This is a genomic window from Vibrio chagasii (assembly GCF_024347355.1).
GTDB classification, from domain to species: domain Bacteria; phylum Pseudomonadota; class Gammaproteobacteria; order Enterobacterales; family Vibrionaceae; genus Vibrio; species Vibrio chagasii.
In genome coordinates this window covers 250,303-276,349 of record NZ_AP025465.1, presented here as the reverse complement: position 1 = coordinate 276,349, position 26,047 = coordinate 250,303, and the positions used below count along the sequence as shown (strand labels likewise).

At 46.0% G+C, this 26,047-nt stretch carries 20 protein-coding genes and 15 tRNA genes; 10 read left to right on the top strand and 25 right to left on the bottom strand.

Annotation, left to right across the window (positions count from 1 at the left end):
• Positions 1-43 precede the first annotated feature (43 nt).
• The 8 genes from hflC to tsaE all read right to left on the bottom strand — a co-directional run bounded on the left by hflC (position 44) and on the right by tsaE (position 9,590).
• The gene (gene hflC, locus OCV52_RS01310; RefSeq protein ID WP_137406266.1) at positions 44-1,024 is read right to left on the bottom strand and encodes a protease modulator HflC; all 981 of its coding nucleotides are present in this window, start codon (positions 1,022-1,024) and stop codon (positions 44-46) included.
• A 2-nt stretch (positions 1,025-1,026) separates the two neighbouring features.
• Positions 1,027-2,229, bottom strand: a complete 1,203-nt coding sequence (hflK, locus tag OCV52_RS01305; protein WP_137406267.1) for an FtsH protease activity modulator HflK — start codon at positions 2,227-2,229, stop codon at positions 1,027-1,029.
• A gap of 27 nt (positions 2,230-2,256) precedes the next feature.
• Positions 2,257-3,564: a ribosome rescue GTPase HflX gene (gene hflX / locus OCV52_RS01300; RefSeq protein WP_102422995.1), complete on the bottom strand. Its 1,308-nt coding sequence runs from the start codon at positions 3,562-3,564 to the stop codon at positions 2,257-2,259.
• Between the two features lie 44 nt (positions 3,565-3,608).
• Positions 3,609-3,872, bottom strand: a complete 264-nt coding sequence (gene hfq, locus OCV52_RS01295) for an RNA chaperone Hfq (RefSeq protein WP_004741290.1) — start codon at positions 3,870-3,872, stop codon at positions 3,609-3,611.
• 193 nt (positions 3,873-4,065) lie between these two features.
• Positions 4,066-4,998, bottom strand: coding sequence for a tRNA (adenosine(37)-N6)-dimethylallyltransferase MiaA (miaA, locus tag OCV52_RS01290; RefSeq protein ID WP_137406268.1), 933 nt, complete (start codon positions 4,996-4,998; stop codon positions 4,066-4,068).
• A 141-nt stretch (positions 4,999-5,139) separates the two neighbouring features.
• Positions 5,140-7,335 carry a DNA mismatch repair endonuclease MutL gene (gene mutL / locus OCV52_RS01285; RefSeq protein WP_137406269.1) on the bottom strand — a complete coding sequence of 732 codons (2,196 nt, stop codon included), beginning with the start codon at positions 7,333-7,335 and terminating at the stop codon, positions 5,140-5,142.
• Between the two features lie 75 nt (positions 7,336-7,410).
• Positions 7,411-9,132: an N-acetylmuramoyl-L-alanine amidase gene (locus tag OCV52_RS01280; protein ID WP_137406270.1), complete on the bottom strand. Its 1,722-nt coding sequence runs from the start codon at positions 9,130-9,132 to the stop codon at positions 7,411-7,413.
• The gene (tsaE, locus tag OCV52_RS01275) at positions 9,126-9,590 is read right to left on the bottom strand and encodes a tRNA (adenosine(37)-N6)-threonylcarbamoyltransferase complex ATPase subunit type 1 TsaE (protein ID WP_008223947.1); all 465 of its coding nucleotides are present in this window, start codon (positions 9,588-9,590) and stop codon (positions 9,126-9,128) included. Before tsaE ends, OCV52_RS01280 begins: the two co-directional genes overlap by 7 nt.
• Before the next feature lie 222 nt (positions 9,591-9,812).
• Between tsaE and queG the strand changes: the two genes are divergently transcribed.
• Entirely contained in the window at positions 9,813-10,955 is a 1,143-nt protein-coding gene (gene queG / locus OCV52_RS01270) for a tRNA epoxyqueuosine(34) reductase QueG (protein WP_137406271.1), read from the top strand.
• Positions 10,956-11,567: 612 nt separating this feature from the next.
• Here queG and OCV52_RS01265 read toward each other — a convergent pair.
• The 16 genes from OCV52_RS01265 to orn form a co-directional block, all read right to left on the bottom strand.
• Positions 11,568-11,643 (bottom strand) — tRNA-Gly (locus OCV52_RS01265).
• 33 nt (positions 11,644-11,676) lie between these two features.
• Positions 11,677-11,753, bottom strand: a tRNA-Met gene (locus tag OCV52_RS01260).
• A gap of 49 nt (positions 11,754-11,802) precedes the next feature.
• Positions 11,803-11,878, bottom strand: a tRNA-Gly gene (locus tag OCV52_RS01255).
• Positions 11,879-11,911: 33 nt separating this feature from the next.
• Positions 11,912-11,988 (bottom strand) — tRNA-Met (locus OCV52_RS01250).
• Between the two features lie 49 nt (positions 11,989-12,037).
• Positions 12,038-12,113, bottom strand: a tRNA-Gly gene (locus OCV52_RS01245).
• A gap of 33 nt (positions 12,114-12,146) precedes the next feature.
• Positions 12,147-12,223: transfer RNA gene (locus OCV52_RS01240), tRNA-Met, on the bottom strand.
• 49 nt (positions 12,224-12,272) lie between these two features.
• A tRNA-Gly gene (locus tag OCV52_RS01235) sits at positions 12,273-12,348 on the bottom strand.
• A gap of 33 nt (positions 12,349-12,381) precedes the next feature.
• A tRNA-Met gene (locus OCV52_RS01230) sits at positions 12,382-12,458 on the bottom strand.
• Positions 12,459-12,507: 49 nt separating this feature from the next.
• Positions 12,508-12,583 (bottom strand) — tRNA-Gly (locus OCV52_RS01225).
• A 33-nt stretch (positions 12,584-12,616) separates the two neighbouring features.
• Positions 12,617-12,693, bottom strand: a tRNA-Met gene (locus OCV52_RS01220).
• Between the two features lie 49 nt (positions 12,694-12,742).
• Positions 12,743-12,818 (bottom strand) — tRNA-Gly (locus OCV52_RS01215).
• A gap of 33 nt (positions 12,819-12,851) precedes the next feature.
• Positions 12,852-12,928 (bottom strand) — tRNA-Met (locus tag OCV52_RS01210).
• A gap of 49 nt (positions 12,929-12,977) precedes the next feature.
• Positions 12,978-13,053, bottom strand: a tRNA-Gly gene (locus OCV52_RS01205).
• Positions 13,054-13,106: 53 nt separating this feature from the next.
• A tRNA-Gly gene (locus OCV52_RS01200) sits at positions 13,107-13,182 on the bottom strand.
• Positions 13,183-13,233: 51 nt separating this feature from the next.
• Positions 13,234-13,309: transfer RNA gene (locus OCV52_RS01195), tRNA-Gly, on the bottom strand.
• Positions 13,310-13,489: 180 nt separating this feature from the next.
• Positions 13,490-14,035, bottom strand: coding sequence for an oligoribonuclease (gene orn, locus OCV52_RS01190; protein WP_004741326.1), 546 nt, complete (start codon positions 14,033-14,035; stop codon positions 13,490-13,492).
• A 149-nt stretch (positions 14,036-14,184) separates the two neighbouring features.
• Here orn and rsgA point away from each other — a divergent pair, with 149 nt between their 5' ends.
• The 5 genes from rsgA to OCV52_RS01165 all read left to right on the top strand — a co-directional run bounded on the left by rsgA (position 14,185) and on the right by OCV52_RS01165 (position 21,141).
• Positions 14,185-15,240: a small ribosomal subunit biogenesis GTPase RsgA gene (gene rsgA, locus OCV52_RS01185; protein ID WP_137406272.1), complete on the top strand. Its 1,056-nt coding sequence runs from the start codon at positions 14,185-14,187 to the stop codon at positions 15,238-15,240.
• A 125-nt stretch (positions 15,241-15,365) separates the two neighbouring features.
• The gene (asd, locus tag OCV52_RS01180; protein ID WP_137406273.1) at positions 15,366-16,277 is read left to right on the top strand and encodes an archaetidylserine decarboxylase; all 912 of its coding nucleotides are present in this window, start codon (positions 15,366-15,368) and stop codon (positions 16,275-16,277) included.
• A 268-nt stretch (positions 16,278-16,545) separates the two neighbouring features.
• Positions 16,546-17,961, top strand: a complete 1,416-nt coding sequence (locus OCV52_RS01175) for an SLC13 family permease (RefSeq protein WP_137406274.1) — start codon at positions 16,546-16,548, stop codon at positions 17,959-17,961.
• Between the two features lie 277 nt (positions 17,962-18,238).
• Positions 18,239-20,119: a methyl-accepting chemotaxis protein gene (locus tag OCV52_RS01170; RefSeq protein ID WP_137406275.1), complete on the top strand. Its 1,881-nt coding sequence runs from the start codon at positions 18,239-18,241 to the stop codon at positions 20,117-20,119.
• A 134-nt stretch (positions 20,120-20,253) separates the two neighbouring features.
• Entirely contained in the window at positions 20,254-21,141 is an 888-nt protein-coding gene (locus OCV52_RS01165; protein WP_137406276.1) for a DMT family transporter, read from the top strand.
• A 61-nt stretch (positions 21,142-21,202) separates the two neighbouring features.
• Here the strand turns inward: OCV52_RS01165 and epmA are convergent, their stop codons facing one another.
• Positions 21,203-22,177, bottom strand: coding sequence for an elongation factor P--(R)-beta-lysine ligase (gene epmA, locus OCV52_RS01160; RefSeq protein WP_137406384.1), 975 nt, complete (start codon positions 22,175-22,177; stop codon positions 21,203-21,205).
• A gap of 417 nt (positions 22,178-22,594) precedes the next feature.
• Here epmA and frdA point away from each other — a divergent pair, with 417 nt between their 5' ends.
• Genes frdA through frdD form a run of 4 tightly spaced genes read left to right on the top strand, consistent with a single transcriptional unit; the run spans position 22,595 to position 25,990 of the window.
• Entirely contained in the window at positions 22,595-24,427 is a 1,833-nt protein-coding gene (gene frdA, locus OCV52_RS01155) for a fumarate reductase (quinol) flavoprotein subunit (RefSeq protein ID WP_137406277.1), read from the top strand.
• Positions 24,427-25,206, top strand: a complete 780-nt coding sequence (locus OCV52_RS01150; RefSeq protein ID WP_137406278.1) for a succinate dehydrogenase/fumarate reductase iron-sulfur subunit — start codon at positions 24,427-24,429, stop codon at positions 25,204-25,206. The genes frdA and OCV52_RS01150 overlap by 1 nt, the downstream gene beginning before the upstream one ends.
• A 1-nt stretch (position 25,207) precedes the next feature.
• Positions 25,208-25,591 carry a fumarate reductase subunit FrdC gene (gene frdC, locus OCV52_RS01145; RefSeq protein ID WP_137406279.1) on the top strand — a complete coding sequence of 128 codons (384 nt, stop codon included), beginning with the start codon at positions 25,208-25,210 and terminating at the stop codon, positions 25,589-25,591.
• A 12-nt stretch (positions 25,592-25,603) separates the two neighbouring features.
• Positions 25,604-25,990, top strand: coding sequence for a fumarate reductase subunit FrdD (frdD, locus tag OCV52_RS01140; RefSeq protein ID WP_137406280.1), 387 nt, complete (start codon positions 25,604-25,606; stop codon positions 25,988-25,990).
• The last annotated feature ends 57 nt before the right edge of the window (positions 25,991-26,047 follow it).

Sequence of the window (26,047 nt, the reverse complement as noted above, 5' to 3'; positions counted from 1 at the left end):
GGTTATTAAAATTCAGCGTTTGCTGCTTCAATAACTGCTCAGCTTATTTAGCTGGCGCACCGCTCGCTTGATTCATGTATTGGAAGAATTCACTCTTAGGATCCAATACTAAGATATCATTCTTGGAGCTGAACGATTTCTTGTAGGCTTTAAGAGAACGTAGCAAGCTGAAAAACTCTGGGTCTTGATTATACGCATCCGCATATATCTTTGCTGCCGTTGCATCCGCTTCACCGCGAGTCACGCGAGCCGTTTTATCTGCCTCAGCGAGAATAGTTGCTACCTCGAGCTCTGCTTGAGCTCGGATAACTTCAGCTTTTTCACGACCTTGAGAGCGGAACTTACGAGCTACGGACTCACGCTCCGCACGCATACGGCGGTAAATAGACTCACTAATTTCATCAGGTAAGTTGATCTTCTTAATACGGAAGTCAACAACTCGTACACCCAAATCTTTTAGTGCGCTCTTACGAGTATCATCTAAAACCTCTTGCATGATTTGATCACGTTCGCCATCAATCTCTAACGCTTTCAATGCAGCTTCATTTGCCAATTCACCTTCAACGCCGTCAGCAAGCTCTTTGCTCTTGTCGCTAGGACCAGAAATGATTTGCTTGATTTCACGAGAACCGATTTCAGAACGTAAAACATCAGTTACCTTGCGCTCTAATAGTGCCTCTGCTTGCATTGCATTACCACCACCTGTCGCCAAGTAGTAACGACCAAAGTCTTCAATACGCCATTTTACGTATGAATCAATGATTACGTCTTTTTTCTCAGAAGTTACGAAACGATCAGAGCGGCCATCCATGGTTTGAATTAGCGCGTCTAATCGCTGTACGCGATCAAACATCGGCATTTTGAAATGCAAACCCGGTTCATAGATACGAGTGATTTCGTTGTTATCTTTCAGAACACGACCAAAACGTACAACAATGCCACGCTCACCTTCTGGAATCACAAACAATGACATCAACATAAGAGCCAATGTAATCACTAATACAGGGATCATTAACTTACGCATTCTTAGTATCTCCCTTGACGTGATGTTGAACGAGTTTCAGAGTTAGATTTTGGTGCAACATCTTTACGGTCAGACTCTAGTTGAATCTCATCATAAGCAGAACCTGTTCTCGATTTACGAGCTTTAGCACTGTCGTTATCTTGACCGGCTAACTTGTCAATCGGAAGGTACAGTAGGTTACCGCTCGACTCTGAATCAATAAGAACCTTAGACGTATTGCTATATACTTCTTCCATTGTATCTAGATACAGACGGTTGCGTGTCACTTCAGGAGCTGCAGCGTATTCAGGAAGTAGTTTTTCAAACTGAGCTACCTGACCCTCTGCTTCATTAGTAATACGCTCTCTGTAACCTTGCGCTTCTTTCTTCAAACGCTCAGCACGACCTGTCGCTTTTGGTAAGATTTCGTTTTTGTAAGCCTCAGCTTCGCGAATAAAACGCTCTTCATCCTCACGGGCAGCAATGGCATCGTCAAACGCATCTTTAACTTGCTCAGGCGGACGTGCAGACTGGAAGTTAACGTCAACCAACGTGATACCCATATCATAGCTATCAATAATTTGGTTCAACGTTTCTTGCGTGCTTTGGCGAATCTGCTGACGACCGCTGGTTAGAATCGCATCCATCAGAGAATCACCAATTACTGCTCTCAAAGCAGAGTCTGTCGCTTGGTGTAAGCTATCGTCCGCATCCGTCACTCGGTACAGATACTTGTATGGATCAGTTACGCGATACTGAACATCCATTGATACATTCACTACATTTTCATCTTTGGTCAGCATTGTGCCTGATGCACGCAGTGAGCGAATCGCTTGAACATTGACTAGCTGTCTATCGCTGATTTGATCGATGAAACGTGGATGCCAGTTAAGGCCAGGTTCTTCAATACGATCAAACTGACCTAATCGAAGTACAACTGCTCTCTCTGCTTCGCCAACGGTGTAGAAACCTGCGAAGAACCAGATAGCAATAGCAATAACGGCAATAACACCAAAGCCAATTGCACCGCCACCACCAATAGATGGTCCGTTTCCGTTCCCACCTTTTTTACCAAACTTGCCACCCAACTTTTGACTCAGCTTGTTAAACACTTCGTCTAGGTCTGGCGGTCCTTGATCTCGGCCACCGCGATTATTTTTATTACCCCAAGGGTCATTATCGCGGCCGTTATCGCCGTTGTTATTTCCAGGCTCATTCCACGCCATTAGAAAGCTCCATCATTTGATATGACGTTATACTGTAGCAGTCTCTGAGGTAACGATAAAGTCACCCAAGAGCGCCCCTTCTCTTTTTTCAAGTTTAGACCAATCTATCTGTTGCATTCGGATATCTATCAACAAGTTACCATTTTCATCATACTCTTCCTGTTGAATACATTTCAGCTGGAAAAATAAACTACGAATTCGGCCTTGATGTTGATGCGGAATACACAGTCGGTATTGAACCATTTGACTCGCTAAACGCTCAGTTAAAGCTTCAAACAGCAGTTCGATACCTTCACCTTCCATTGCAGAAACCCAAACAGCGCGTGGTGCGCCCTCTTCGTCTCTATCAATTCGAGGTTTTTGGTCTTCCATGCAGTCAATCTTGTTCATGACTACAAGGGTTGGCACTTCATGAGCATCGATTTCTTCTAATACATCATGAACAGCCTGAATGTTCTCACGAAAGCGGTCATCACTGGCATCAACAACATGTAACAAAATGTCAGCTTCCTGCGTCTCTTGTAACGTAGCCTTGAACGCAGCGACCAAGTCGTGTGGTAGATGACGGATAAAACCTACGGTATCTGCGAGAATCGCAGGCCCGACATCTGGCAAATCAATCTTACGTAGTGTTGGGTCTAGTGTTGCAAACAGTTGGTCTGCCGCATAAACACCGGCACTAGTGATTCGATTGAAAAGCGTTGATTTCCCCGCGTTGGTATAACCAACTAAAGAAACGGTTGGGATCTCAGCTCGATTACGAGCGCGTCGCCCTTGTTCACGTTGCTTAGCTACCTTAGCTAAACGACGTAATATTGCCTTTATACGGTCACGCAACAAACGTCGATCGGTTTCCAGTTGAGTTTCACCTGGACCACGAAGACCAATACCACCTTTCTGCCTTTCAAGGTGAGTCCAACCACGAATCAATCGGGTAGAGATATGACGAAGCTGAGCGAGCTCAACTTGTAGCTTACCTTCATGAGTTCGCGCACGTTGTGCAAAGATATCTAAGATCAAACCCGTGCGATCAATCACACGACATTTACACAATTGCTCGAGGTTTCGCTCTTGGGCAGGAGAGAGGGAGTGGTTAAAAATCACAATTTCAGCACCGGTCAGCTGAACAGCTTGTGCGATTTCTAGGGCTTTACCTTCTCCGACATAGTATTTAGGGAGTGGGGATTGGCGGCTACCAGTAATCACTTGTAGCGTTTCTACCCCCGCAGAAGAGACCAGCATTTCGCATTCGCTTAGGTCTTCCCATTCTCCCTCATGCGTGAAGTTGATATGAACAAGTACGGCTCGCTCACCGGATTCATAACGGTCAAACAAGCAACCAACTCCTTATCACAGCATTTGCTGTGTTAATTGAACGATTAATCTTCTGTCTTCTCAGCACGATCAGATGGAGCACGTTGCTCGCCGCTGTGGTGACTTACTGCACGAGCAGGAACCACAGTAGAAATCGCATGCTTATAAACCATTTGGTTTACAGTGTTCTTCAGCAAGATCACGAATTGATCGAAAGACTCGATCTGGCCTTGCAGCTTAATGCCGTTTACAAGGTAGATTGAGACTGGAATGCGCTCACGGCGGAGTGCATTTAGGAATGGGTCTTGTAGCGATTGCCCCTTAGCCATTTTATTTTCCTTATTTTGTATTTTGTTGTAATTATTTAGCTAGTGGTGCACAAAAAGGTGCGGCCTTTGCATCTGAGCTAAATGAATAAAAAAACTCCGTTGTTATTGAAAGGCTGTGATTTTAAAAAGCCTCAATAACGGATCCTTTCCAGAGTATATTCACGCAAAAGCGATCACATTATACACAGCAATACTAATCAGATGCTATTGCATCTGAAAGAGTTTCTAATGCTTGATCAATGTTTTCGCTATCCAACCAAGTTAAATCATCCCAACTGCGCAACCAGGTGATCTGTCGCTTGGCCAACTGACGGGTTGCACAGACACCACGGAAAACCGCTTCGTCTAAATCACAATTACCGTCTAAATAATCCCACATCTGCCTATAACCAACGCATCGGATCGATGGCAATTCAGGATGAAGATCTTCTCTGGCGTACAGCGCCTTCATCTCTTCTTCAAATCCTGCTTCGATCATCTTCTCGAAACGCAGCTCAATGCGGCGATGGAGTTCTTTCCTTTCCTTGGGAGCTATTGCAAATTGTTTTACACGAAATGGCAGGCTATCGCCTTTCGTTTGAGTTAGCTCTGTTAATGTTTTACCCGAAATTCGATAAACTTCCAATGCCCTTGAAAGCCTTTGTGGATCATTTGGGTGTATTCTTTCAGCGGATACGGGATCAATCTCTCTTAATTGATCATGTAATGCTTGCCAACCTTGCTCGATAGATTCCGCTTCAATCTGCTTACGAATCTCAGGATCCGCAGCCGGTAGTGGCGATAAACCTTCCAACAACGCTTTGTAGTAGAGCATAGTGCCGCCGACTAAAAGAGGGATCTTGCCTTGAGCAACGATCTCGTTCATCTCTTTCAGTGCATCACGACGAAAATCTGCCGCAGAGTACGCTTCACTTGGGTCAAGAATATCAATCAAGCGGTGAGGCGCGAGCGCAAGCTCTTCTGCATTCGGTTTAGCGGTGCCAATATCCATGTCTTTGTAGATAAGTGCCGAATCGACGCTGATGATCTCTACTGGGTATTTCTGACGTAAGCGGATAGCTAAATCTGTTTTTCCTGATGCCGTTGGGCCCATTAAAAACAACGCTAAAGGTAATTTTTCAGTCATGATAGTTAGTATTTGTTTCTCAGTTATAGCGCTTTATAGCAAAGGGCTTTTGTCACGAGAGGCTTGCTTTCAAAAAAGTCCCATCGTAAAAAATAAATCACACACAGCCTAAGCCGTAAATAAGCTTAATTTACCAATAAACTAAGCCATAAATGCCGCAATAGTCGCCGAAAAGTCGATAGAATTAACAAACTCAGGATCATCTAATGGAAGTAGACCATGCCAAAGTTGTTCAAGTTCCCCAACTAATTGAACCGCTTCAGATAAAGTGTAGTCGCTTTTTACTTGTGCGGTTTGAATCCCGATCCAGTTAACCAAAGCTGGCAACATGTCATCAGGTAGCTTCACTGTACTCTGGGCATTTATTGAAGCCGCGTACGATAACAGATCTGGGATCAGAATTTGTAAGTTTTGCTGCCTTAATGGAGAAGGAACCCCCATCACCATAATGGCTTCGCTATTTCGAACCTTAAGTTCAATACCAAGACGAGCCAGTGGTTGGTTTAATGTCTTCGCTACCTCAACCAATTCACTGCCAATTTTAAGCGACAAAGGCACCAGTAATGGCTGACTTTTTAGTGCCCCGCTTCGTGTATCCAGCTGGCCAATAACGCGCAGTAATTCCGCTTTAGCCAAAGAGACCAACACGCAACCATTCTTGTTGCCCATCATCAGGTACTGACGCTCGACAATAGAGACGGCCTTACCTAGATCGGTAACCGGTGTTCTTGGCTTCGACTGAGGCAACTTCTGTTGAGGCGGCTCAGCTTCGCTTGAAACTGTTTGCGCCACCGGATATTGAGCATCTGATGGCTCGACTGTTTGGCGCTCAAAATCTGGCGTTTTCAACAGCTCTTTGTAAGCGCTCACCTCACGCTTCGAAGGCGCTGGTTCGGCGTGGTGTTGGTGTGACTCTTTCTCTTTTTTCGGAGCAGGTCGTGATTCTATCCACTCTTGACGAGGCGAACCGGTAAAACTGGTTTCACGAGCAGACGAGTTTCGGTTAGCAGGTGAGCCCAAATTACTTGAAGAGCTGCTGCTTGAAGAGCCTCTATTCGACGCTGAACTATAGTGCTGACCACCATCATTAACGCTGTGCTGAGGCTGGTTGTTATAGGCTTGCTCGGATTCTGCTTTTCTCGGATAGGCTGGAGTCTGCTCAATCGCATGTCGCACTCTTTCAGAGACCTGCGATTGTTCCGAATGAGCTGGGACATTGCTTTCTGGAGCGCTAAAGTTCGTCGTCTCTTCCCCTTCAGGCACGGAACTATCTTGTTGATAGTTAGGGGCTTCTGATTGGTGGAAAGCAGATTGATTAATAGGCGCCGCATCGATTTGCTTACTTTGTGCTAGACCATCACTCAATGCCTGATAGATGAAGTCATGCACCAGACGAGCCTGATGAAAGCGCACTTCGTGTTTAGCAGGGTGAACGTTCACATCGACTTGATGCGGGTCCAGTTCAATGAAGAGTACATAAGTGGCAAATTGGTCTGGACGCAAGCTGGTTTCGTAGCTTTGACGAATCGCGTGATTGATCAGTTTGTCACGCATCATACGACCATTCACATAGCAGTATTGTAAGTCGCTTTGCTGTCTTGCCCCCTCTGGCGTAGTAATCCAGCCGTGAAGTTTCAACCCTTGGTGCTCAAGTTCTATCTTAAGCATATGACGAACAAATGGATTACCGCATACCGCTGCAATGCGTTTCTCGGCTTGGACCTCTGTCTTAGCAGCGCGGTACTGACGAATCATCTTGCCGTTATGACGCAGGTTGATCGTCACATCAAAGCGGCTTAATGCAATACGCTTAAGCAGCTCATCAATATGAGTGAATTCGGTTTTTTCAGTACGTAAGAATTTGCGGCGTGCCGGGGTATTGAAAAACAGATCCAGCACTTCAACCGAGGTGCCGATTGGGTGTGCAGCAGGCTGCAATTTTACCTGCATGTCTCGGCCTTCACTGTGCGCAGCCCAAGCTTGATCTTGAGTGGCTGGACGTGAAGTCATGGTTAAGCGCGCTACTGAGCTGATACTCGCCAACGCTTCACCACGGAAACCTAGGCTGACGATCGCCTCAAGGTCATCAAGAGTATGGATTTTAGAGGTAGCGTGACGACTTAGTGCGAGAGCAAGCTCATCTTTTACGATGCCCTTACCGTTATCACGAACACGGATCATCTTGGCGCCACCTTTCTCGATATCAATATCGATGCGTGTCGCGCCGGAATCCAAACTGTTCTCTACCAGCTCTTTTACAACAGAGGCTGGCCTTTCTACCACTTCACCCGCTGCGATTTGGTTCGCTAAGCGAGCTGGCAGTATTTTGATCGTCATATTTATAGCTACCTTACTGCCATTCATAGAAGCCCTTCCATGTTTATAAGGCACTTCTATGTTAGTTAAACTCGATTATTTATGAGGAATAATCAGCACTTGTCCAATCGCCAATTCATCAGAACGGAGCTTATTCGCTTGGCGAATGCTGTTCACACTCACCCCGTACTTCGCAGCAATCTTGCCTAAGTAATCACCTCTTGCTACTTTATGTTTGCGCAGAGGAACATCCTTAACCTCAACCGTAATACGTAACTTTTGACCCACTCTCACCGTTTCTGATTTTAGACGGTTCTCATGTTTAATATCAGCCACAGATACTTTATAACGGCTAGCTATCTTACCTAAGTATTCTCCAGACTTAACCGTGTGAGTGATAGTCTTAGTTTTAACCGCACTGCTTGATGATGAGCTTGAAGCACCGCCTGGAATCTTAAGCACTTGGCCAATCGCTAGGCTGCTCGACTTCAGATTGTTGTACTTCATCAATGCTTGTGTCGATGTACCGTATTTACTCGCAATCACCGATAACGACTCACCACGAGACACCTTGTGCTGACTCGCACTGCCTGTTGATGATGTCGCATTAGACAAGATAATCCCTTCTGGCGGGTTCTCTTTCAGGTACTTCACCACAGCTTTAGTCACAGCACGCGCAAGTTTATCTTGGTGCGAGCGTTGGAAAAGTAACTTCTCTTCCGTTGGATTTGAAATAAAGCCCGTTTCTACCAATACCGATGGAATCTGCGGTGAGCGCAATACTGCCAAACTCGTATTAATCGGCTTACTATTGTGTAGCTTAGCGACTTTACCCATTTCAGACAGAATTGCTGTTGCCAGTTTATAGCCCTCTTTCTGAGAGTGACTAAATTGCAGGTCCAACAAGGTTTGGTTTACGTTCTTATCATCAATATTATTAGTGAAAGCAGCGCCGCTGCCCCCCAACAATTCTGATTGCTTCTCTTTATTCTCAATCCAACGGGAGATTTCTGTATTCGCACGTCGAGTGTTCAATACAAACACCGAACCGCCTCGAGGTTGAGGTGTGGTAAACGCATCCGCGTGAATCGAGATCAACAGGTGAGCTTCATTTTCACGAGCGATAGCAACACGTCGATTGAGGTTTACGAAGTAGTCAGCATTACGAGTCATTCGAGTTTTGATGCCCGGAACCGCATTCAATTGAGCAGCTAACTTCTTTGAAATACTTAGCGTCGCATCTTTTTCATATTTACGACTTGGACCAATCGAGCCTGGGTCTTCACCACCATGGCCAGGATCAATCACGATCAGAATATCTTTCTGACGCTTAACCTGATTGATGTCTTTACTTACCGTTGGCTTACTTGGTTTTGTAGCTGGCTTACTCTTGCTCACCGCACCATGAGGCAGATCGATCACCAAGCGGTGCCCGTATTGGCCGCCCGGTGTTGGGCTCAACTTAAAGAGTTCAGCTTTAGAAGATCTCTTCAATTCGAAAACTAAGCGATAGGTTCCCTTCTGTGGGGGAGAGCTTTTACGAACTTTAGACAGTACTGGGCTGTCTTTCACCACCACCGGTAGCTTAGTGGCCAATTCGGTATTTTTTAAATCGACAACCAAGCGGCTCGGGCTACTCAGTGTGAAATAGCTAAAGTCGACCTCAGATTTAAGATCGATAACCACACGCGTTTCTTCAGGAGAAGGCCAAACCCTCAAACCTTTTAGTGAATTCGCAGAAACCAGTGATGAAAATAGTAAGGAGAAAACAGCAGCCATCATGGCTACTGTTGGAAAAAGGCGTCTAGAAATCAACATAACTCCAACTGACTAAGTAAGCGCTGTCCGTATTCACTATTAGCGGTTAAAGAAACAATACGGTGATCGTCTTGGTAACGAATATCAATATCCATGTCCGCTTCTGGCAGTAATCCATAGCCCTTCTCTGGCCATTCAACCAAACAGATCGCGTCAGGCGTAAAGTAATCACGAATCCCCATAAACTCGAGTTCTTCAGGATCGGCTAGGCGGTAAAGATCAAAATGATACACCTGCCAATCTGCAAGTTGATAAGGTTCAACTAGAGTATACGTTGGGCTCTTTACATTTCCTTGATGACCAAGTGCTTTTACAAAGCCGCGACTAAACGTCGTTTTACCTGCGCCAAGATCACCATGCAGATAAATCGTTGTCTGCTGTGAGCAAAGATTAGAAAGCTCCGTTCCTAGTTGAATCGTTGCTTGTTCATCTTTCAAAGTAAATTGTTTAGTGCTCATGAATACGTTCTCTAAAAATCGATCGTTGACTATATAAAAATCAAAAGAACAAGAATAGTAAACCGTGATGCTTTTGGGAGACAAGCACTCAAGTGTAAGTTCTATGAAAAATACTGTTCAAAACACGTCTGTTCTGGTCAACACCACTAAGATCCGTTAAGATCCGCCCCCATTTTTACCGAACCGAATTTTAGTTATCCTTATCTCTATAAGAATGAAGCCATGAATCTAGACCATCTTGCTGAAAAAATTAAAATTTGGGGAAAAGAGCTAGGCTTTCAAAAAGTTGGCATCTGCGATGTTGATCTCAGTGAACATGAAGCCCCTCTTCAAGCATGGCTAGATGCAGGTCATCACGGCGAAATGGATTGGATGGCCCGTCATGGCATGATGCGCGCACGTCCTAATGAACTTCACCCAGGAACCATTCGAGTGATCAGCGCCCGAATGAACTACCTACCACCAGAAGCTCAATTTGCCTCAAACCTCAGTGATACCACTCAAGGTTACATCAGCCGTTATTCTTTAGGCCGCGATTATCACAAATTGTTCCGTAACCAATTGAAAAAGCTGGGTCAAAAAATTGAAAAAGAGGTCGAAGATTTAGACTCTCGTCCTTTCGTCGATTCGGCGCCTATTTTAGAAAGACCACTAGCTCAAAAAGCAGGGCTAGGCTGGACAGGTAAACACTCACTCATTCTCGATAAAGCCGCAGGCTCTTGGTTCTTCTTAGGAGAGCTACTGGTTAACATCCCTCTTCCAACGGATGAGCCGAGTGTTGACGAATGTGGCAAATGCACCGCATGTATCACCTCCTGCCCAACCGGCGCCATTATTGCGGATGGTGTGGTTGATGCTCGCAAATGTATTTCATATTTAACGATTGAATACGATGGCGTAATCCCAGAAGAGTTCAGAGAAGCGATTGGGAACCGAATCTATGGTTGTGATGACTGCCAATTGGTCTGCCCATGGAATCGGCATGCTGAGATCACTGAACAAAAAGACTTCCACCGTAGAGAAGATTTTAAAGAAGCTGACCTCGTTTTACTCGCAAGCTGGGATGAAGCGACCTTCTTAAAGAAAATGGAAGGCTCAGCGATTAGACGTATTGGTCATACGCAGTGGTTACGTAATATTTATGTTGCGATGGGTAATGCGCCATTCCAACAACACATTGTTGAAACCTTAGAGTCTCACCGAGGTAATAACGACATGTTAGATGTTCATATCGAGTGGGCTTTAGAAAAACAATTACAGCAGTTGCCGAGCATTATTGAGGTTCAAAAAGGTAACAGCAAAGTCGCAACTAAAAAGCACCGGCTGATACGCATCGTTGAGAAAGGACTACCAAGAGATGCTTAGCCCTATATGTACCAATGTTTGGCAGGCTAGTTCTTACTAACAGTCCAACATTTAAGACAACTCGTTGCACATAATTTTAGAACAATGTTTGACCTTGTTCTCAATTTTGGCAATGTGGAAAAAATTCAGAACTCTCGTAAACTTCCGACACCTACACAAAGTTAAACACAGTACTGATAAATGATTAAGATCAAAAAACAACAAGTTAACGATCTTTCGCTTAATTCCACAGACGCACCTAAACTCATAAAAAACAACAAGTTACAAACATCAGAATTCAACTAATATATTAAAAATAAGAAAGATCTTTTTGAGATATATAAAGAATTAAGCCTGAAATAACTTTATCAACCAAGTTATCCACATCTAACTGTTTGTGGATAAGTCTGTTTATAGATTTGAAAAACCTCAAGTATCTGCTTCAGAGACCTGATGTTTACTAGCATTCCAGTTGCTAAGAAAAATTTAAGACAAAAAAATATCCACCATGATGGAGGATTATTTGCTTTTTTGGGGGATTATGCTTCGCAGCATTAAAGAAAGAGCGTGACCTTTGTGGTCGCCTTTAAACACAGAGGTTTAAAGTACTTATTAGCTTTTTTAGAAGAAAGCTGGAGCGATACATCGGGTTCGAACCGATGACCTCAACCTTGGCAAGGTTGCGCTCTACCAACTGAGCTAGTATCGCATGAGTTAACCGCTATCGCGTTTAACTGTAATGTGGTTGCGGGAGCCGGATTTGAACCGACGACCTTCGGGTTATGAGCCCGACGAGCTACCAAGCTGCTCCATCCCGCGTCCGGATGCATTGTTTAAGTCAATGAGTCTTGCCTTTAAAAGGCGAATTTGGAGCGATACATCGGGTTCGAACCGATGACCTCAACCTTGGCAAGGTTGCGCTCTACCAACTGAGCTAGTATCGCATGAGTTAACCGCTGTCGCGTTTAACTGTAATGTGGTTGCGGGAGCCGGATTTGAACCGACGACCTTCGGGTTATGAGCCCGACGAGCTACCAAGCTGCTCCATCCCGCGTCCGGATGCATTGTTTAAGTCAATGAATCTTACCTTTAAAAGGCGAATTTGGAGCGATACATCGGGTTCGAACCGATGACCTCAACCTTGGCAAGGTTGCGCTCTACCAACTGAGCTAGTATCGCATGAGTTAACCGCTGTCGCGTTTAACTGTAATGTGGTTGCGGGAGCCGGATTTGAACCGACGACCTTCGGGTTATGAGCCCGACGAGCTACCAAGCTGCTCCATCCCGCGTCCGGATGCATTGTTTAAGTCAATGAGTCTTGCCTTTAAAAGGCGAATTTGGAGCGATACATCGGGTTCGAACCGATGACCTCAACCTTGGCAAGGTTGCGCTCTACCAACTGAGCTAGTATCGCATAAGTTAACCGCTATCGCGTTTAACTGTAATGTGGTTGCGGGAGCCGGATTTGAACCGACGACCTTCGGGTTATGAGCCCGACGAGCTACCAAGCTGCTCCATCCCGCGTCCGGATGCATTGTTTAAGTCAATGAGTCTTGCCTTTAAAAGGCGAATTTGGAGCGATACATCGGGTTCGAACCGATGACCTCAACCTTGGCAAGGTTGCGCTCTACCAACTGAGCTAGTATCGCATGAGTTAACCGCTGTCGCGTTTAACTGTAATGTGGTTGCGGGAGCCGGATTTGAACCGACGACCTTCGGGTTATGAGCCCGACGAGCTACCAAGCTGCTCCATCCCGCGTCCGGATGCATTGTTTAAGTCAATGAATCTTACCTTTAAAAGGCGAATTTGGAGCGATACATCGGGTTCGAACCGATGACCTCAACCTTGGCAAGGTTGCGCTCTACCAACTGAGCTAGTATCGCATAAGTTAACCGCTATCGCGTTTAACTGTAATGTGGTTGCGGGAGCCGGATTTGAACCGACGACCTTCGGGTTATGAGCCCGACGAGCTACCAAGCTGCTCCATCCCGCGTCCGGATGCATTGTTTAAGTCAATGAATCTTGCCTCTAAGAGGCGAATTTGGAGCGATACATCGGGTTCGAACCGATGACCTCAACCTTGGCAAGGTTGCGCTCTACCAACTGAGCTAGTATCGCATTAGAAAAGGTCTTTCACCTTTTGATTACCGCTTTCGCCGTAACCTGCAAATTGGAGCGATACATCGGGTTCGAACCGATGACCTCAACCTTGGCAAGGTTGCGCTCTACCAACTGAGCTAGTATCGCATAGAAAGGTCTTTCACCTTCTGATTACCGCTTTCGCCATAATCTACAAATTGGAGCGACACACGAGGTTCGAACTCGTGACCTCAACCTTGGCAAGGTTGCGCTCTACCAGCTGAGCTAGTGTCGCATTCTGAAAACGTCTTTCGCCGTTCAGGGCTGCGAATTATAAGAGCATTTTTTTGTGATGCAAGTCCTTAATGCAAAATTACGAAACTTTTTATTCAACTGCTGTAAAAGCACACAGATTTGCAAAAAAATTGGCTCTTATGTCCCTGAAAAGTTAGACAAACGTGATCAGTTTATCCGGCTAGATGTTAATAATTGTTTTTCGGTAGTATTGCAGTTCGGCAATTGACTCGCGAATATCGTCTAATGCTAAGTGACTTCCTGACTTAGAAAAACCATCTAATACTTCAGGTTTCCAACGACGAGCTAGCTCTTTAAGCGTACTGACATCTACATAGCGGTAGTGGAAGTACTCTTCTAATTCAGGCATGTGCTTGTATAGGAAGCGGCGGTCTTGGCCAATGCTGTTACCACAAATCGGCGATTTACCTTTTGGTACCCACTTTTCAAGAAACGCGATCGTCTGTTCGATAGCGTCTTGCTCAGTGATGGTGCTTTCTTGAATACGCTTCACTAGCCCGCTGCCAGTGTGCGTCGTTGTACACCACTCGTCCATCTTGTCTAATTCACTCTGAGGTTGGTGAATAGCCAAAACAGGTCCTTCAGCAAGGATGTTAAGCTCACTATCAGTCACGATAGTCGCAATTTCAATGATTTTATGAGTTTCAGGATCCAGTCCCGTCATCTCTAGATCTACCCAAATTAGGTTCTGATCGCTAAAGGACATAAGGCGTCGCCTATTTGTTTATGTTTAAAAGAGGTACTATACCCAAATAACTATACTCAAACTAGCTTTAGGACCATCGAAATCAAATGGCACCAGCAACACCAGTTTGAGTTCCCAATCATCAAGTTAGATGTGTTAAGTGAAAAATTGTGGCTAAAAAAAAGAAGTTAACTAAAGGTCAGGTACGTCGAGTACGTAGCAACCAGAACAAGCGACTCAAGAAAGAAGATTCTATCCAGTGGGATGAGAACATGCTTGGTGGCACCAAAAGCGGACTCGTGATTACACGCTTTGGTCAACATGCTGATATCGAAGATCTTGAAACAAACGAAGTTCATCGTTGTAACTTACGCCGTAGTATCGAGACTTTAGTTTCTGGTGACCGAGTGACTTGGCGTGCAGGCTTAGAGTCGATGGCTGGTATTTCAGGTGTTGTGGAAGCGGTTGAACCAAGAACCTCAATGCTTACTCGTCCTGATTACTACGACGGCCTAAAACCGGTTGCGGCTAACGTAGACCAGATGGTTATCGTGTCTGCTGTACTTCCAGAGCTATCGCTTAATATTGTCGACCGTTACTTAATTGCTTCAGAAACAGTAAAAATCGCACCGCTTGTTGTACTCAACAAGGTCGACCTACTGACTGAAGAGCAAATTGCTGAGTACCAAGAGACACTGAAAATTTACGAAGAGATCGGCTACAAGGTGATGTTCGTGAGTAAAGAGTCTGGCTACGGCATTAAAGAGCTAGAAGCTGAACTTAAAGGCCGTATCAACATCTTTGTTGGCCAATCTGGTGTAGGTAAGTCCAGCCTAGTGAATGCGCTAATGCCGACACTCGACATCGAAGAAGGTGAAGTTTCTGAAAACTCAGGCCTTGGTCAGCACACTACTACAGCAGCTCGCTTGTACCACTTCCCTTCAGGTGGTGACCTAATCGATTCACCTGGAGTTCGTGAATTTGGCCTATGGCACTTAGAAGCCGATGAAATCACCGAAGCTTTCGTCGAGTTCAAACCTTACCTTGGCGGCTGTAAGTTCCGAGATTGTAAGCACAATGATGATCCAGGATGCATCCTGCGTGAAGCCGTTGAAGATGGGAAGATCAGTCGACTGCGCTTCGACAACTACCACCGCATCATTGAGAGCATGGTCAACAACAAAGACAATCGTCAGTATTCACGAAACAAAAAAGCAGATCTTTAATCGCGTTTTTGTGAACAAATATGTGCAGTTACTGACAATTGGCGCGAATTTAAGTAACATCTCGCGCCCTAAAGCGTCATCGACAGATTGAATTGAAAAACACATAGCATTGGAAAATTAATACAATGGATAAGATTAAAGTTGGATTGCAGTACTGGATTCCACAACATGGACTAACTCGTCTAGTCGGCAAACTGGCGTCTGCTAAAGCGGGCGGCTTAACGACAGCGATCATCAATTGGTTCATCAAACAATACAAAGTGAACATGGATGAAGCGCTACATAGCGACCCAAAACACTTTAAAACATTCAATGAATTCTTCGTACGTGAATTGAAAGACGGCATGCGCCCTATCGCTGAAGGCGACTCTGTTATCGTTCACCCAGCAGACGCTCGCGTAAGCCAATTTGGCCCAATTACTGACGGCCAACTGATTCAGGCGAAGGGCCACGACTACTCTGCACGTGAGCTGCTAGGTGGTGATGCCGGTCTTGCTGAAGAGTTTAAAGACGGTGAATTCGCAACGCTTTACCTATCTCCAAGTGATTACCACCGCGTACACATGCCATGTGACGGTACGCTGCGTCAGATGATCTACGTTCCAGGTGACCTTTTCTCTGTTAACCCATTAACAGCTGAGAATGTTCCAAACCTATTCGCACGTAACGAGCGCGTAGTGTGTATCTTCGATACGGAATTTGGCCCAATGGCACAAGTGCTGGTTGGCGCAACTATCGTAGGTAGTATCGAGCAAGTATGGGCTGGCACGATTACTCCACCACGCGGTAACTCTGTGTACAAATGGGATTACCCAGCACAAGGCGATAAAGCAATCATCTTGAAGAAAGGCGAAGAAATGGGTCGCTTTAAGCTTGGTTCAACGGTTATCAACCTATTTGCGAAAGATGCAATCAAGTTCGACGACACGATGCAAAATGGCGAGAAAACGGTTCTTGGTACGCCTTACGCGCACATCGCTGGTAAAGAGGTTGAGACTGAAGCTGTTGATGCAGTAGAGAACACAGACCAAGCGTAATAATTTGAGTAAACTCATTTAGCTTTCAAGGCACGTTATTTGAATGAATAACGTGCCTTTTTATTACCCAGCCCTCTAACCTTCCAATACCCCTATAAGCCCTGACCTAAAAAAGCAATGCATAAATCAGCGCTATAAAAGATTGACCAAAAACAAAACAGTTGCCGAAACCTTAAACAACTTTTTGATTTTCCAACCCGTCTCCAAGTACCAAAAATCCAGATAACTTACTCTATTTGAAGATATTTTATTCATAGGGTCTTTGTACATGCCTAAACTCAATGTTGGCGTTCTGGTCAAGCTGTTGATTTGTTTTGCGATTCCCTTGGGCGTGTTATTCATGCCAATAGATTCAATACCTATCGATGACCTGACGCTGATTCAACACCGCCTGCTAGCGATATTTCTACTTGCTGCCCTACTTTGGGTACTTGAACCCGTTCCAGTTTTCGCCACCTCAATACTGATCATTGCACTTGAACTGGTGATGATTTCCGACAAAGGTCTGCACCTATTTCGAAATCCACCAGCGGGACACGATCTCGGTGAATTAATTAAATATACCGACATATTCGGTGCATTTTCATCACCAATCATCATTCTATTCATGGGTGGCTTTGCTCTCGCAATCTCGGCATCTAAGTACGAACTCGATAACAACCTAGCTCGAGTGCTGCTGAAACCATTCGGTACAGAACCGCGCTTCATCATGCTTGGCTTAATGCTGATCACCGCCGTGTTCTCAATGTTTATGTCGAATACCGCAACCACTGTCATGATGCTAGCTCTGCTTGGGCCTATCGTAGCTTCTGCACCAAAAGGCGATATGGGGATCAAAGCACTCGTATTGTGTATTCCGATTGCCGCTAATACTGGTGGTATCGCAACACCAATCGGTACGCCTCCCAATGCCATCGCACTGCAATACCTGACCGGTGAAAACACCATCGACTTCCTGAGCTGGATGATGATGGGCTTACCCTTTGTGATCATCCAGCTCACCATTGCTTGGTTCCTTCTTCAGAAAATCTTCCCTTCCACGCAGAAAAACATGGTGCTTAAACTCGATGGGCAATTCAGAAAGAGCTGGCGAGCGATCGTGGTTTACGTCACCTTTGCCGCCACCATCTTGTTGTGGATGACCACCAAGCTGCATGGTATGAACACCTATGTGGTCTCTATCATTCCATTAGCGGTCTTCACCTTGACGGGCATCATGGGCAAAGAAGAACTCAAGCTGATTAACTGGGATGTGTTGTGGCTAGTCGCCGGTGGTATTGCGATTGGTATCGGCTTAGATAAAACAGGCTTAGCGTCTGCATTGGCACATGCGATCGACTATGAGTCGCTGTCCCCTGCAGCCGTAGTCATCACGCTATCGATCGTGTGCTGGTTAATGGCGAACTTCATGTCGAACACCGCGACGGCCAACTTGCTAATGCCAATAGCCGCGGCAATTGGCGCTTCTATGGAGAGCTTGGCAACAATTGGGGGCTTACAAGGGTTATTGGTTGTGGTTGCCTTCTCAGCATCACTCGGCATGATTCTTCCGGTATCAACGCCACCGAATTCACTGGCTTACTCAACCGGGCTTATCGAAAGCAAAGACATGGCGAAAATGGGGATGATCCTGGGTCTTGTCGGTTTGCTGTTGGTCTACCTAGCCCTGTTTATCATCACCTAGTAGACGCTAACCCTCCCTTTTGATTCTCTAGGGCGCTAAATTTACATTTAGCGCCACATTTAAATAGGCAGTAAATAACTGATACTAAAGTCAATTGTGGAAATGTGATTCTACTTCATTATTTATAAAAAAGCAGAATAGATATATTCAGTTTTTTGATATTAAACACATTTATTATCCTTCAGACAACGACACTATTCGGCCAACAAAGACACACCCATTTCCCCACTCAGCACGTCGCTACCAATAAGGTTTTGTCTAAAAAGAGGAGTGCACCTTGAGACACACAATCAAATTTAAAATCCAAATGGCAATTACAATTATCATTGCCACTGTGAGTGGCGCTCAAGCTTGGATATCAGTAAATCAGCTCACTCAAGAGACGGAAGTCGCGATCAATCAAGAAATGAAGAATGTAAGCGTAGGGATAAACAACTACATTGCAGATTGGATCTCGACTCGAAGTAATATGATGTTGGCCAATGAGCCGACCATAGCAAATAACAGTAACTCTGACCGTGAGCTATTATTGACTAAACAAGCTGGTCGATTCCTATCGGTTTATGCGGGATTTAGCGATGGTACGATCGCGTATGGTGATAAAACGGAAAGCTGGCCAGCAGACTACGACCCTCGTACCCGCCCTTGGTACAAGGATGCCAACGCCGCATCCGATCTTATCATTACTGAACCGTATCAAGATTTCGATGGCAGTATCGTCATCAGCTTTGCGAAAGCCTTTAGCGGCCAAAAGCAGGGCGTACTGGCTGCGGACTTAACCGTGACGAGCATTATCGATACGGTTCTTAACGTGAAACTGGATAACGATGGCTTCGCCTTCTTGGTGGATGGTAACAACAACATCGTTGCGTACAGCGATGAAGCGTTAAGTCAAAAACCACTCACAAGCTTAAACCCAGAGTTGACCGCAAACCGAGTGTCACAACTGATTCAGAACCAAACGATCACCACATTAGCTTGGCCTGGTCAGGGAGATAAGTTGGTTTACATTGCTAACGTGCCGAATACCGATTGGTCTCTGGGCATTGTTATCGATAAAGAGCTAGCGTTCTCTGCGGTCACTGATGCGATTCAATTCATCGCACTAACCTCACTTGTTCTGTACATCGTAATTTCAATCGCTAGCACCATGGTCATCAACCGACTGCTTTACCCATTACAAACCTTGTCAGAAGCGCTGACCCAACTTGCTCAAGGTCGAGGTGACCTTACTCAACGTATCGATATCACCCGCATGGATGAGATAGGTAAACTTGCTGAGCTGGTAAACCAATTCTTGAGTCAAATGCAGAGCATGCTGAAAGGCGTCGTTGAGCACAGCCACGATTTAAACAACCACGCCGAAAAAGCCAACCAACTGGCAACGCAATCCTCTATTCGAGTGGAGAATCAACAAAACGATATCAACCAGATTGCGACTGCAATTCATGAGATGTCGGCTACCGCAGCCGAAGTAGCGAGCCATGCAGAATTAACCGCATCCGCTTCTCAAGCCTCTGCAACCGCGTGTAATGACGGCCAAGAAGTGATTCAACAGAACCGCGATGCCATCACTCGCCTTGCGAGCCAAGTGGAAGACGCTGCCAATGTGATCCGAGAACTGGAAAACAACGCGCAAAGCATCAACCAGATCTTATCCACCATTCAAGGCATCGCCGAGCAAACTAACCTGCTGGCATTAAATGCTGCCATTGAAGCAGCTCGTGCTGGTGAACAAGGTCGTGGGTTTGCGGTTGTCGCCGATGAAGTGCGAGTGCTCAGCCAAAGAACGCATGGCTCGACGGAAGAGATCCGCGTGATGATTGATACCCTGCAGAAGAATACCGAACATGCCGTAGAAAGCATGACCACCAGCACTCAACTGGCAGAAAACAGTGTTGGCTTCGCAGAACAAGCACACGACAGCCTGTCTAAAATCACCCAAGCCATCAGTGAAATCAACGACATGGCTCTACAAATAGCGAGTGCAGCCGAAGAACAACGAGCAGTGAGCGAAGACATCAGTCGTAATACACAAGGAATCAAAGATGCCTCTGACGACCTAGCCCAACAAGCGGAAAGCAGCCGCAATAGCTCAAATGAAATGAGTAGCGCTGCTGAGTCGATGCGTAGAGATGTGGAGCGCTTTAAAGTGTAACGCGTAATTAATCACATCAAGCTAAGCCGAGCTGTAAACCTTCATGATTCTTTTGTTAAGAATCACTTTGTTCTCAGTTCGGTTTGATGCATATTGATGAGCTAATTTATCCCAGACAGAAGGACTGTTAATCGATGGGTTTTGAATGGTTGGCTCTCGCCGCTGCTTTTCTTTGGGCTATCGCAAGCCTAATGTCCGTAAAGCCAGCTCAACACTTAGGTTCTTTTGCCTATAGCCGCTGGCGTATGGGCTGTACTGCGGCCATCTTATCGAGCATGGCTTGGTTTACTGGTGGCTGGTCAACTGTCGAAACAGAGCTAATCACGCCGATGATGCTGTCTGGCCTGATTGGCATCTTCATTGGTGATACTGCCCTATTTGCCTGTTTGAACCGAATGGGCCCGCGCCAAGCTGGCTTGCTGTTCTCTTGTCACGCCGTGTTCTCTGCGATTCTCGGTTACTTCCTGTTTAGTGAGAGCATGACCTCGGGCGAGCTTATTGGCTCGGCCTTGGTTTTCAGTGGCGTATTAACCGCGATATTCTTTGGTCGTCGAGGCCAAGCTAATAACCAACTTGAAACCATCAAGGGCACCGTGTGGATTGGTGTCGCTCTCGGAATCACGGCGGCTATCTGCCAAGCATTGGGGGGGATCATCGCAAAGCCCGTGATGCAAACTAGCATCGACCCGGTAGCTGCCTCTGCGATTCGAATGATCACCGCCTTTGTTGCTCACTCCGCATTTCGTTTAACGGGTGCTAAACTTTCACGCGCAATCAACCCAATGAATGGTCAAATATTCGCGATTACCGCAGTGAACGGCTTTCTTGCAATGGCGGTAGGAATGACGCTGATCTTGTATGCACTGCAAGAAGGAAATGTCGGCATGGTTGCTCTACTCTCTTCAACCACACCTATCATGTTGCTGCCCATTCTATGGCTATACACCAAGCAGAGACCAAACGCCTATGCTTGGATCGGTGCCATTGTTGCAGTGGTCGGCACAGGTATCCTAGTAAGATAGTGGCACTGGTATTCTTGTCAGCTAGTCGATCTGCTCGCTAACTTCTACTAGCTAACTAAAGTTAAGAACGTGGGAATGGGAAAGCGGTCACGTCATCGATATGGTCGTAACCTAAAGCCAACATGATTAGCCTATCGATACCCAATGCAACACCCGCACAATCAGGCAAACCCGCTTTTAATGCCTCAATCAAGTGATGGTCAATCGGTTGAGGCGATAAGCCCATATCGATACGCTTGGCATTGTCATCTTCAAAGCGCTGCAATTGCTCCTGCGGGTTATCTAACTCATTAAAGCCATTTGCCAACTCGATGCCTTTGAAGTACACCTCAAAACGGTCAGCCACTCTCGAGTCGTTTGGATTAATTTTAGCCAGTGCCGCTTGAGACGCAGGGAAATCATAAACGAATGCTGGCACGGTTTGGCCAATTTTAGGTTCTACACCAATGCTAAACAGTAACTGCAGCAAAGTATCCCTGTCTTGTTCAGGGTCAGCAATATCGCTCAAACCTAATGTACCAGCACAAACCTTTAGCGCTTCCATTGAACCTTCTAATGGACACACACCCAGCACTTCAAGAAACGCGTTTTGGTAAGTCATTCGTTCAGCCGCCCGAGAATTCAGCACCAGCTGCAACAAGTCATCCATCTCATCCATCAACTGATGGTGGTCGAAACCAACACGATACCACTCCAACATCATAAACTCAGGGTTATGGTAACGGCCGTTCTCTTCGTTGCGGAATGCCTTAGCTATCTGATAAATACAGCCGCTTCCTGCCGCCAAAAGACGTTTCATATGGAACTCAGGGCTGGTCATGAAGAACAGCTTTTGCCCACCCGCATACCCTGGCCCTACAAACTCAGTTTTGAAAGTATGTAAGTGCACATCTGTCACAGTGGCATGGCTCATGGCTGGGGTATCCACCTCCAACACATCACGCTCAAAAAAGAAATCGCGGATCTGACGAATCAGTAAAGCACGGTGTTTTAACTGCTTGATCGGCGCAGCTGGTTGCCAGTTAGCTTGGTTCATGATTTTAGAATTACTCACTGAAATAACTGGATCGAAAGATACCGTTTGTTTAGCCAAAAATCATCTCTTCTTAAACTCGACCTACCACACTGAAATTGATAATTAGCGTCAAGAGCAATTAACAACATCAACAACAATGCACTCAATATCGATACATTTATCGACACGTTTCTTAACTTTTCGCAACGAACAAACTCTTGCTGTGATTAGCATCACATAACCTAGAATTTCTATGCCTCCACATGCATTACCGAAGCAAAAACCTAATTAAATCAATATTTGAAATTACACCCTCTCATACACTGAATCTACCACTTAAGGCTTAGAGGTGATAATCGGTTGATGCCGTTTACTGCGCTCTAAATAGGCTTTTAATAATAACAAGCGGAAGACTCCGCATCACACTGGAGAATAACTGTGAAGACAATTACCACAGATATCGCAGTCATCGGCGCAGGCGGCGCTGGTCTTCGTACAGCTATTGCAGCAGCTGAAGCTAATCCTGATTTGGAAGTAGCACTGATTTCTAAAGTTTACCCAATGCGTTCGCACACGGTAGCAGCAGAAGGCGGTTCAGCAGCGGTAATTAAAGACGAAGATAGCCTAGATAACCACTTCAACGATACCGTTGGCGGTGGCGACTGGCTATGTGAACAGGATGTTGTTGAATACTTTGTTGAAAACGCGACTCGCGAAATGATCCAAATGGAACAATGGGGCTGCCCATGGAGTCGTAAAGAAAACGGTGAAGTAAACGTACGCCGATTCGGCGGTATGAAGGTAGAAAGAACGTGGTTCGCAGCGGATAAAACTGGCTTCCACATGCTTCATACTCTGTTCCAGACTTCGATGAAGTACGACCAAATCAAACGATTTGACGAGTACTTTGTGGTGGATTTGATCGTTGAAGAAGGCGAAGTACAAGGCCTTATCGCGATTCATATGTCTGAAGGTGAGCTTGTTACCATCAAAGCAAAATCGGTTGTTCTAGCAACAGGTGGCGCAGGTCGTGTTTACCACTGTAATACTAACGGCGGCATCGTAACTGGCGACGGTATGGCAATGGCTTATCGCCACGGTGTGCCACTGCGTGACATGGAGTTCGTTCAATACCACCCAACAGGCCTACCGGGCACGGGCATCTTGATGACCGAAGGTTGTCGTGGTGAGGGCGGTATCATCGTCAACAAGAACGGCTACCGTTACCTACAAGATTACGGCATGGGCCCTGAAACTCCAGTGGGCGAGCCGAAGAACAAATACATGGAACTGGGTCCTCGCGACAAAGTTTCTCAAGCATTCTGGCACGAGCAGCAAAAAGGCAACACCATCAAGCACCCGCTTGGTGATGTAGTACACCTTGACCTTCGCCACCTTGGTGAAGAGTACCTGCAAGAGCGTCTACCGTTCATCTGTGAGCTGGCAAAAGCCTACGTGAACGTCGATCCAGCAAAAGAGCCAATCCCAATTCGTCCGACTGTTCACTACACCATGGGTGGTATCGAAACTAACGGTACTTGTGAAACTCGCATCAAAGGCCTATTCGCGGTGGGCGAATGTGCGTCGGTTGGCCTACACGGTGCAAACCGCCTAGGTTCAAACTCTCTGGCTGAGTTCGTAGTATTTGGCCGCGTTGCCGGTGAACACGCTGTGAAACGCGCAGCAGAGTTCAAAGGCTGGAATGAAGAGTCTATCGCTAAGCAAGTAAAAGCGGTTGAAGATCGCATCGCTGCGCTAATGAACCAAGAAGGCGACGAAAACTGGGCTGATATCCGTACTGAAATGGGTCACACCATGGAAGCGGGCTGTGGTATCTACCGTCAAGAAGACTTGATGCAAGAGACCATCAACAAGATCACTGAACTGAAAGCGCGCTACAAGAAGATCAGCATTAAAGACAAAGGCAAGGTGTTCAACACTGACCTACTTTACGCTATCGAAGTGGGCTACGGCCTAGAAGTCGCAGAAGCGATGGTTCACTCAGCAATCCTTCGCAAAGAGTCTCGCGGTGCACACCAACGCCTAGACGACAACTGCACAGAACGTGATGACGTGAACTTCCTGAAACACTCTCTATCGTTCTACAACGAAGATGCAGCACCAACTATCGACTACAGCAACGTTAAGATCACCAAGTCTCAACCAAAAGCACGCCTTTACGGTGAAGCTGCAGAGAAAGCCGCGGCCGCTGAAAAAGCGGCAGCAGCGACGGTCGCCCAGACTGAGCGCCTTGAAGAGGAGAATGCATAATGTCAGCGAATCGTATCCAAAAAATAGACATTCTGCGCTACGACCCAGAAAAAGATGCAGAACCTTACATGCAGACTTTCGAAGTGCCTTTCGATGAAACCATGTCGGTACTCGACGCGATTGGTTACATCAAAGACCACCAAGACAAAGACCTTTCATACCGTTGGTCTTGTCGTATGGCGATCTGTGGTTCTTGCGGCATCATGGTTGATGGCGTGCCTAAGCTAGCATGTAAGAGCTTCTTACGTGACTACCCGAACGGCCTGACCATCGAGCCTTTAGCTAACTTCCCAATCGAGAAAGATTTGATTGTCGACATGACGCCGTTCATCGAGCGCCTTGAAGCTATCAAGCCTTACATCATTGGTAACGACCGTAAGCCTGAAGGCGGCACTAACCTACAAACACCTGAGCAAATGGCTAAGTACAAACAGTTCGCTGGTTGTATCAACTGTGGTCTTTGCTACGCAGCATGCCCTCAATTCGGTCTAAACCCAGAGTTCATTGGCCCTGCGGCACTGACTCTTGCTCACCGTTACAACCTAGATAGCCGTGACAACGGCAAAGATGAGCGTATGAAGCTTATCAACGGTCAAAATGGCGCTTGGGGCTGTACGTTTGTTGGTTACTGTTCTGAAGTATGTCCAAAGAAAGTAGACCCAGCAGCGGCGGTTAACCAAGGTAAAGTTGAGTCTTCAATGGACTTCGTTATCTCGATGTTCAAACCTGACGGTACATCTGTTAGCAAGAACCAAGTAAAAACTGCAGAGGAGGCATAAGATGAGCAATCGTAAGCCTTATGTTCGTGAGATGAAGAGAACGTGGTGGAGCAACCATCCGTTCTATCGCTTCTACATGCTACGTGAAGCAACTGTACTGCCTTTGATTCTGTTCACTGTATGCCTCACCTTTGGTTTGGGTGCGCTAGTGAAAGGCCCTGAAGCGTGGGCTGGTTGGTTGAGCTTTATGGCTAACCCTATCATTGTCGGTATTAATATCGTGGCACTGCTAGGTAGCTTAATGCACGCTCAAACCTTCTTCAGCATGATGCCTCAAGTCATGCCAATCCGCCTGAAAGGTAAATTGGTTGATAAAAGAATCATCGTACTGACTCAATGGGCAGCGGTGGCTTTTATTTCTTTAATCGTTCTTGTTGTGGTGTAAGGAGCTTTCGTTATGAACACAAACTACAAAGTTAAGCCTGTTAACCACAACCCTCAACGCTCTGATGAGCCAATCTGGTGGGGTCTATTCGGCGCTGGCGGTACTTGGTTTGCGATGATCACGCCAATCACTATCTTAGTGTTGGGGATCTTAGTACCAATGGGCATCATCGATGCAGAAGCCATGAGCTACGAACGTGTGTCTGAATTTGCCACCAGCATTATCGGTGCACTGTTCATCATCGGTACGCTGGCACTGCCAATGTGGCATGCCATGCACCGTCTTCACCACGGCATGCATGACCTGAAATTTCATGTCGGCATTGCTGGCAAAGTGGGCTGCTACTTCTTCGCAGGCCTAATTAGCGCATTGTCTGTTATTTTCATCTTTATGATCTAAAAGCAGATTCGGGATTCGAGTAATCGAGATGCGAAAAGCTTAAAAGCGAAAAGACTA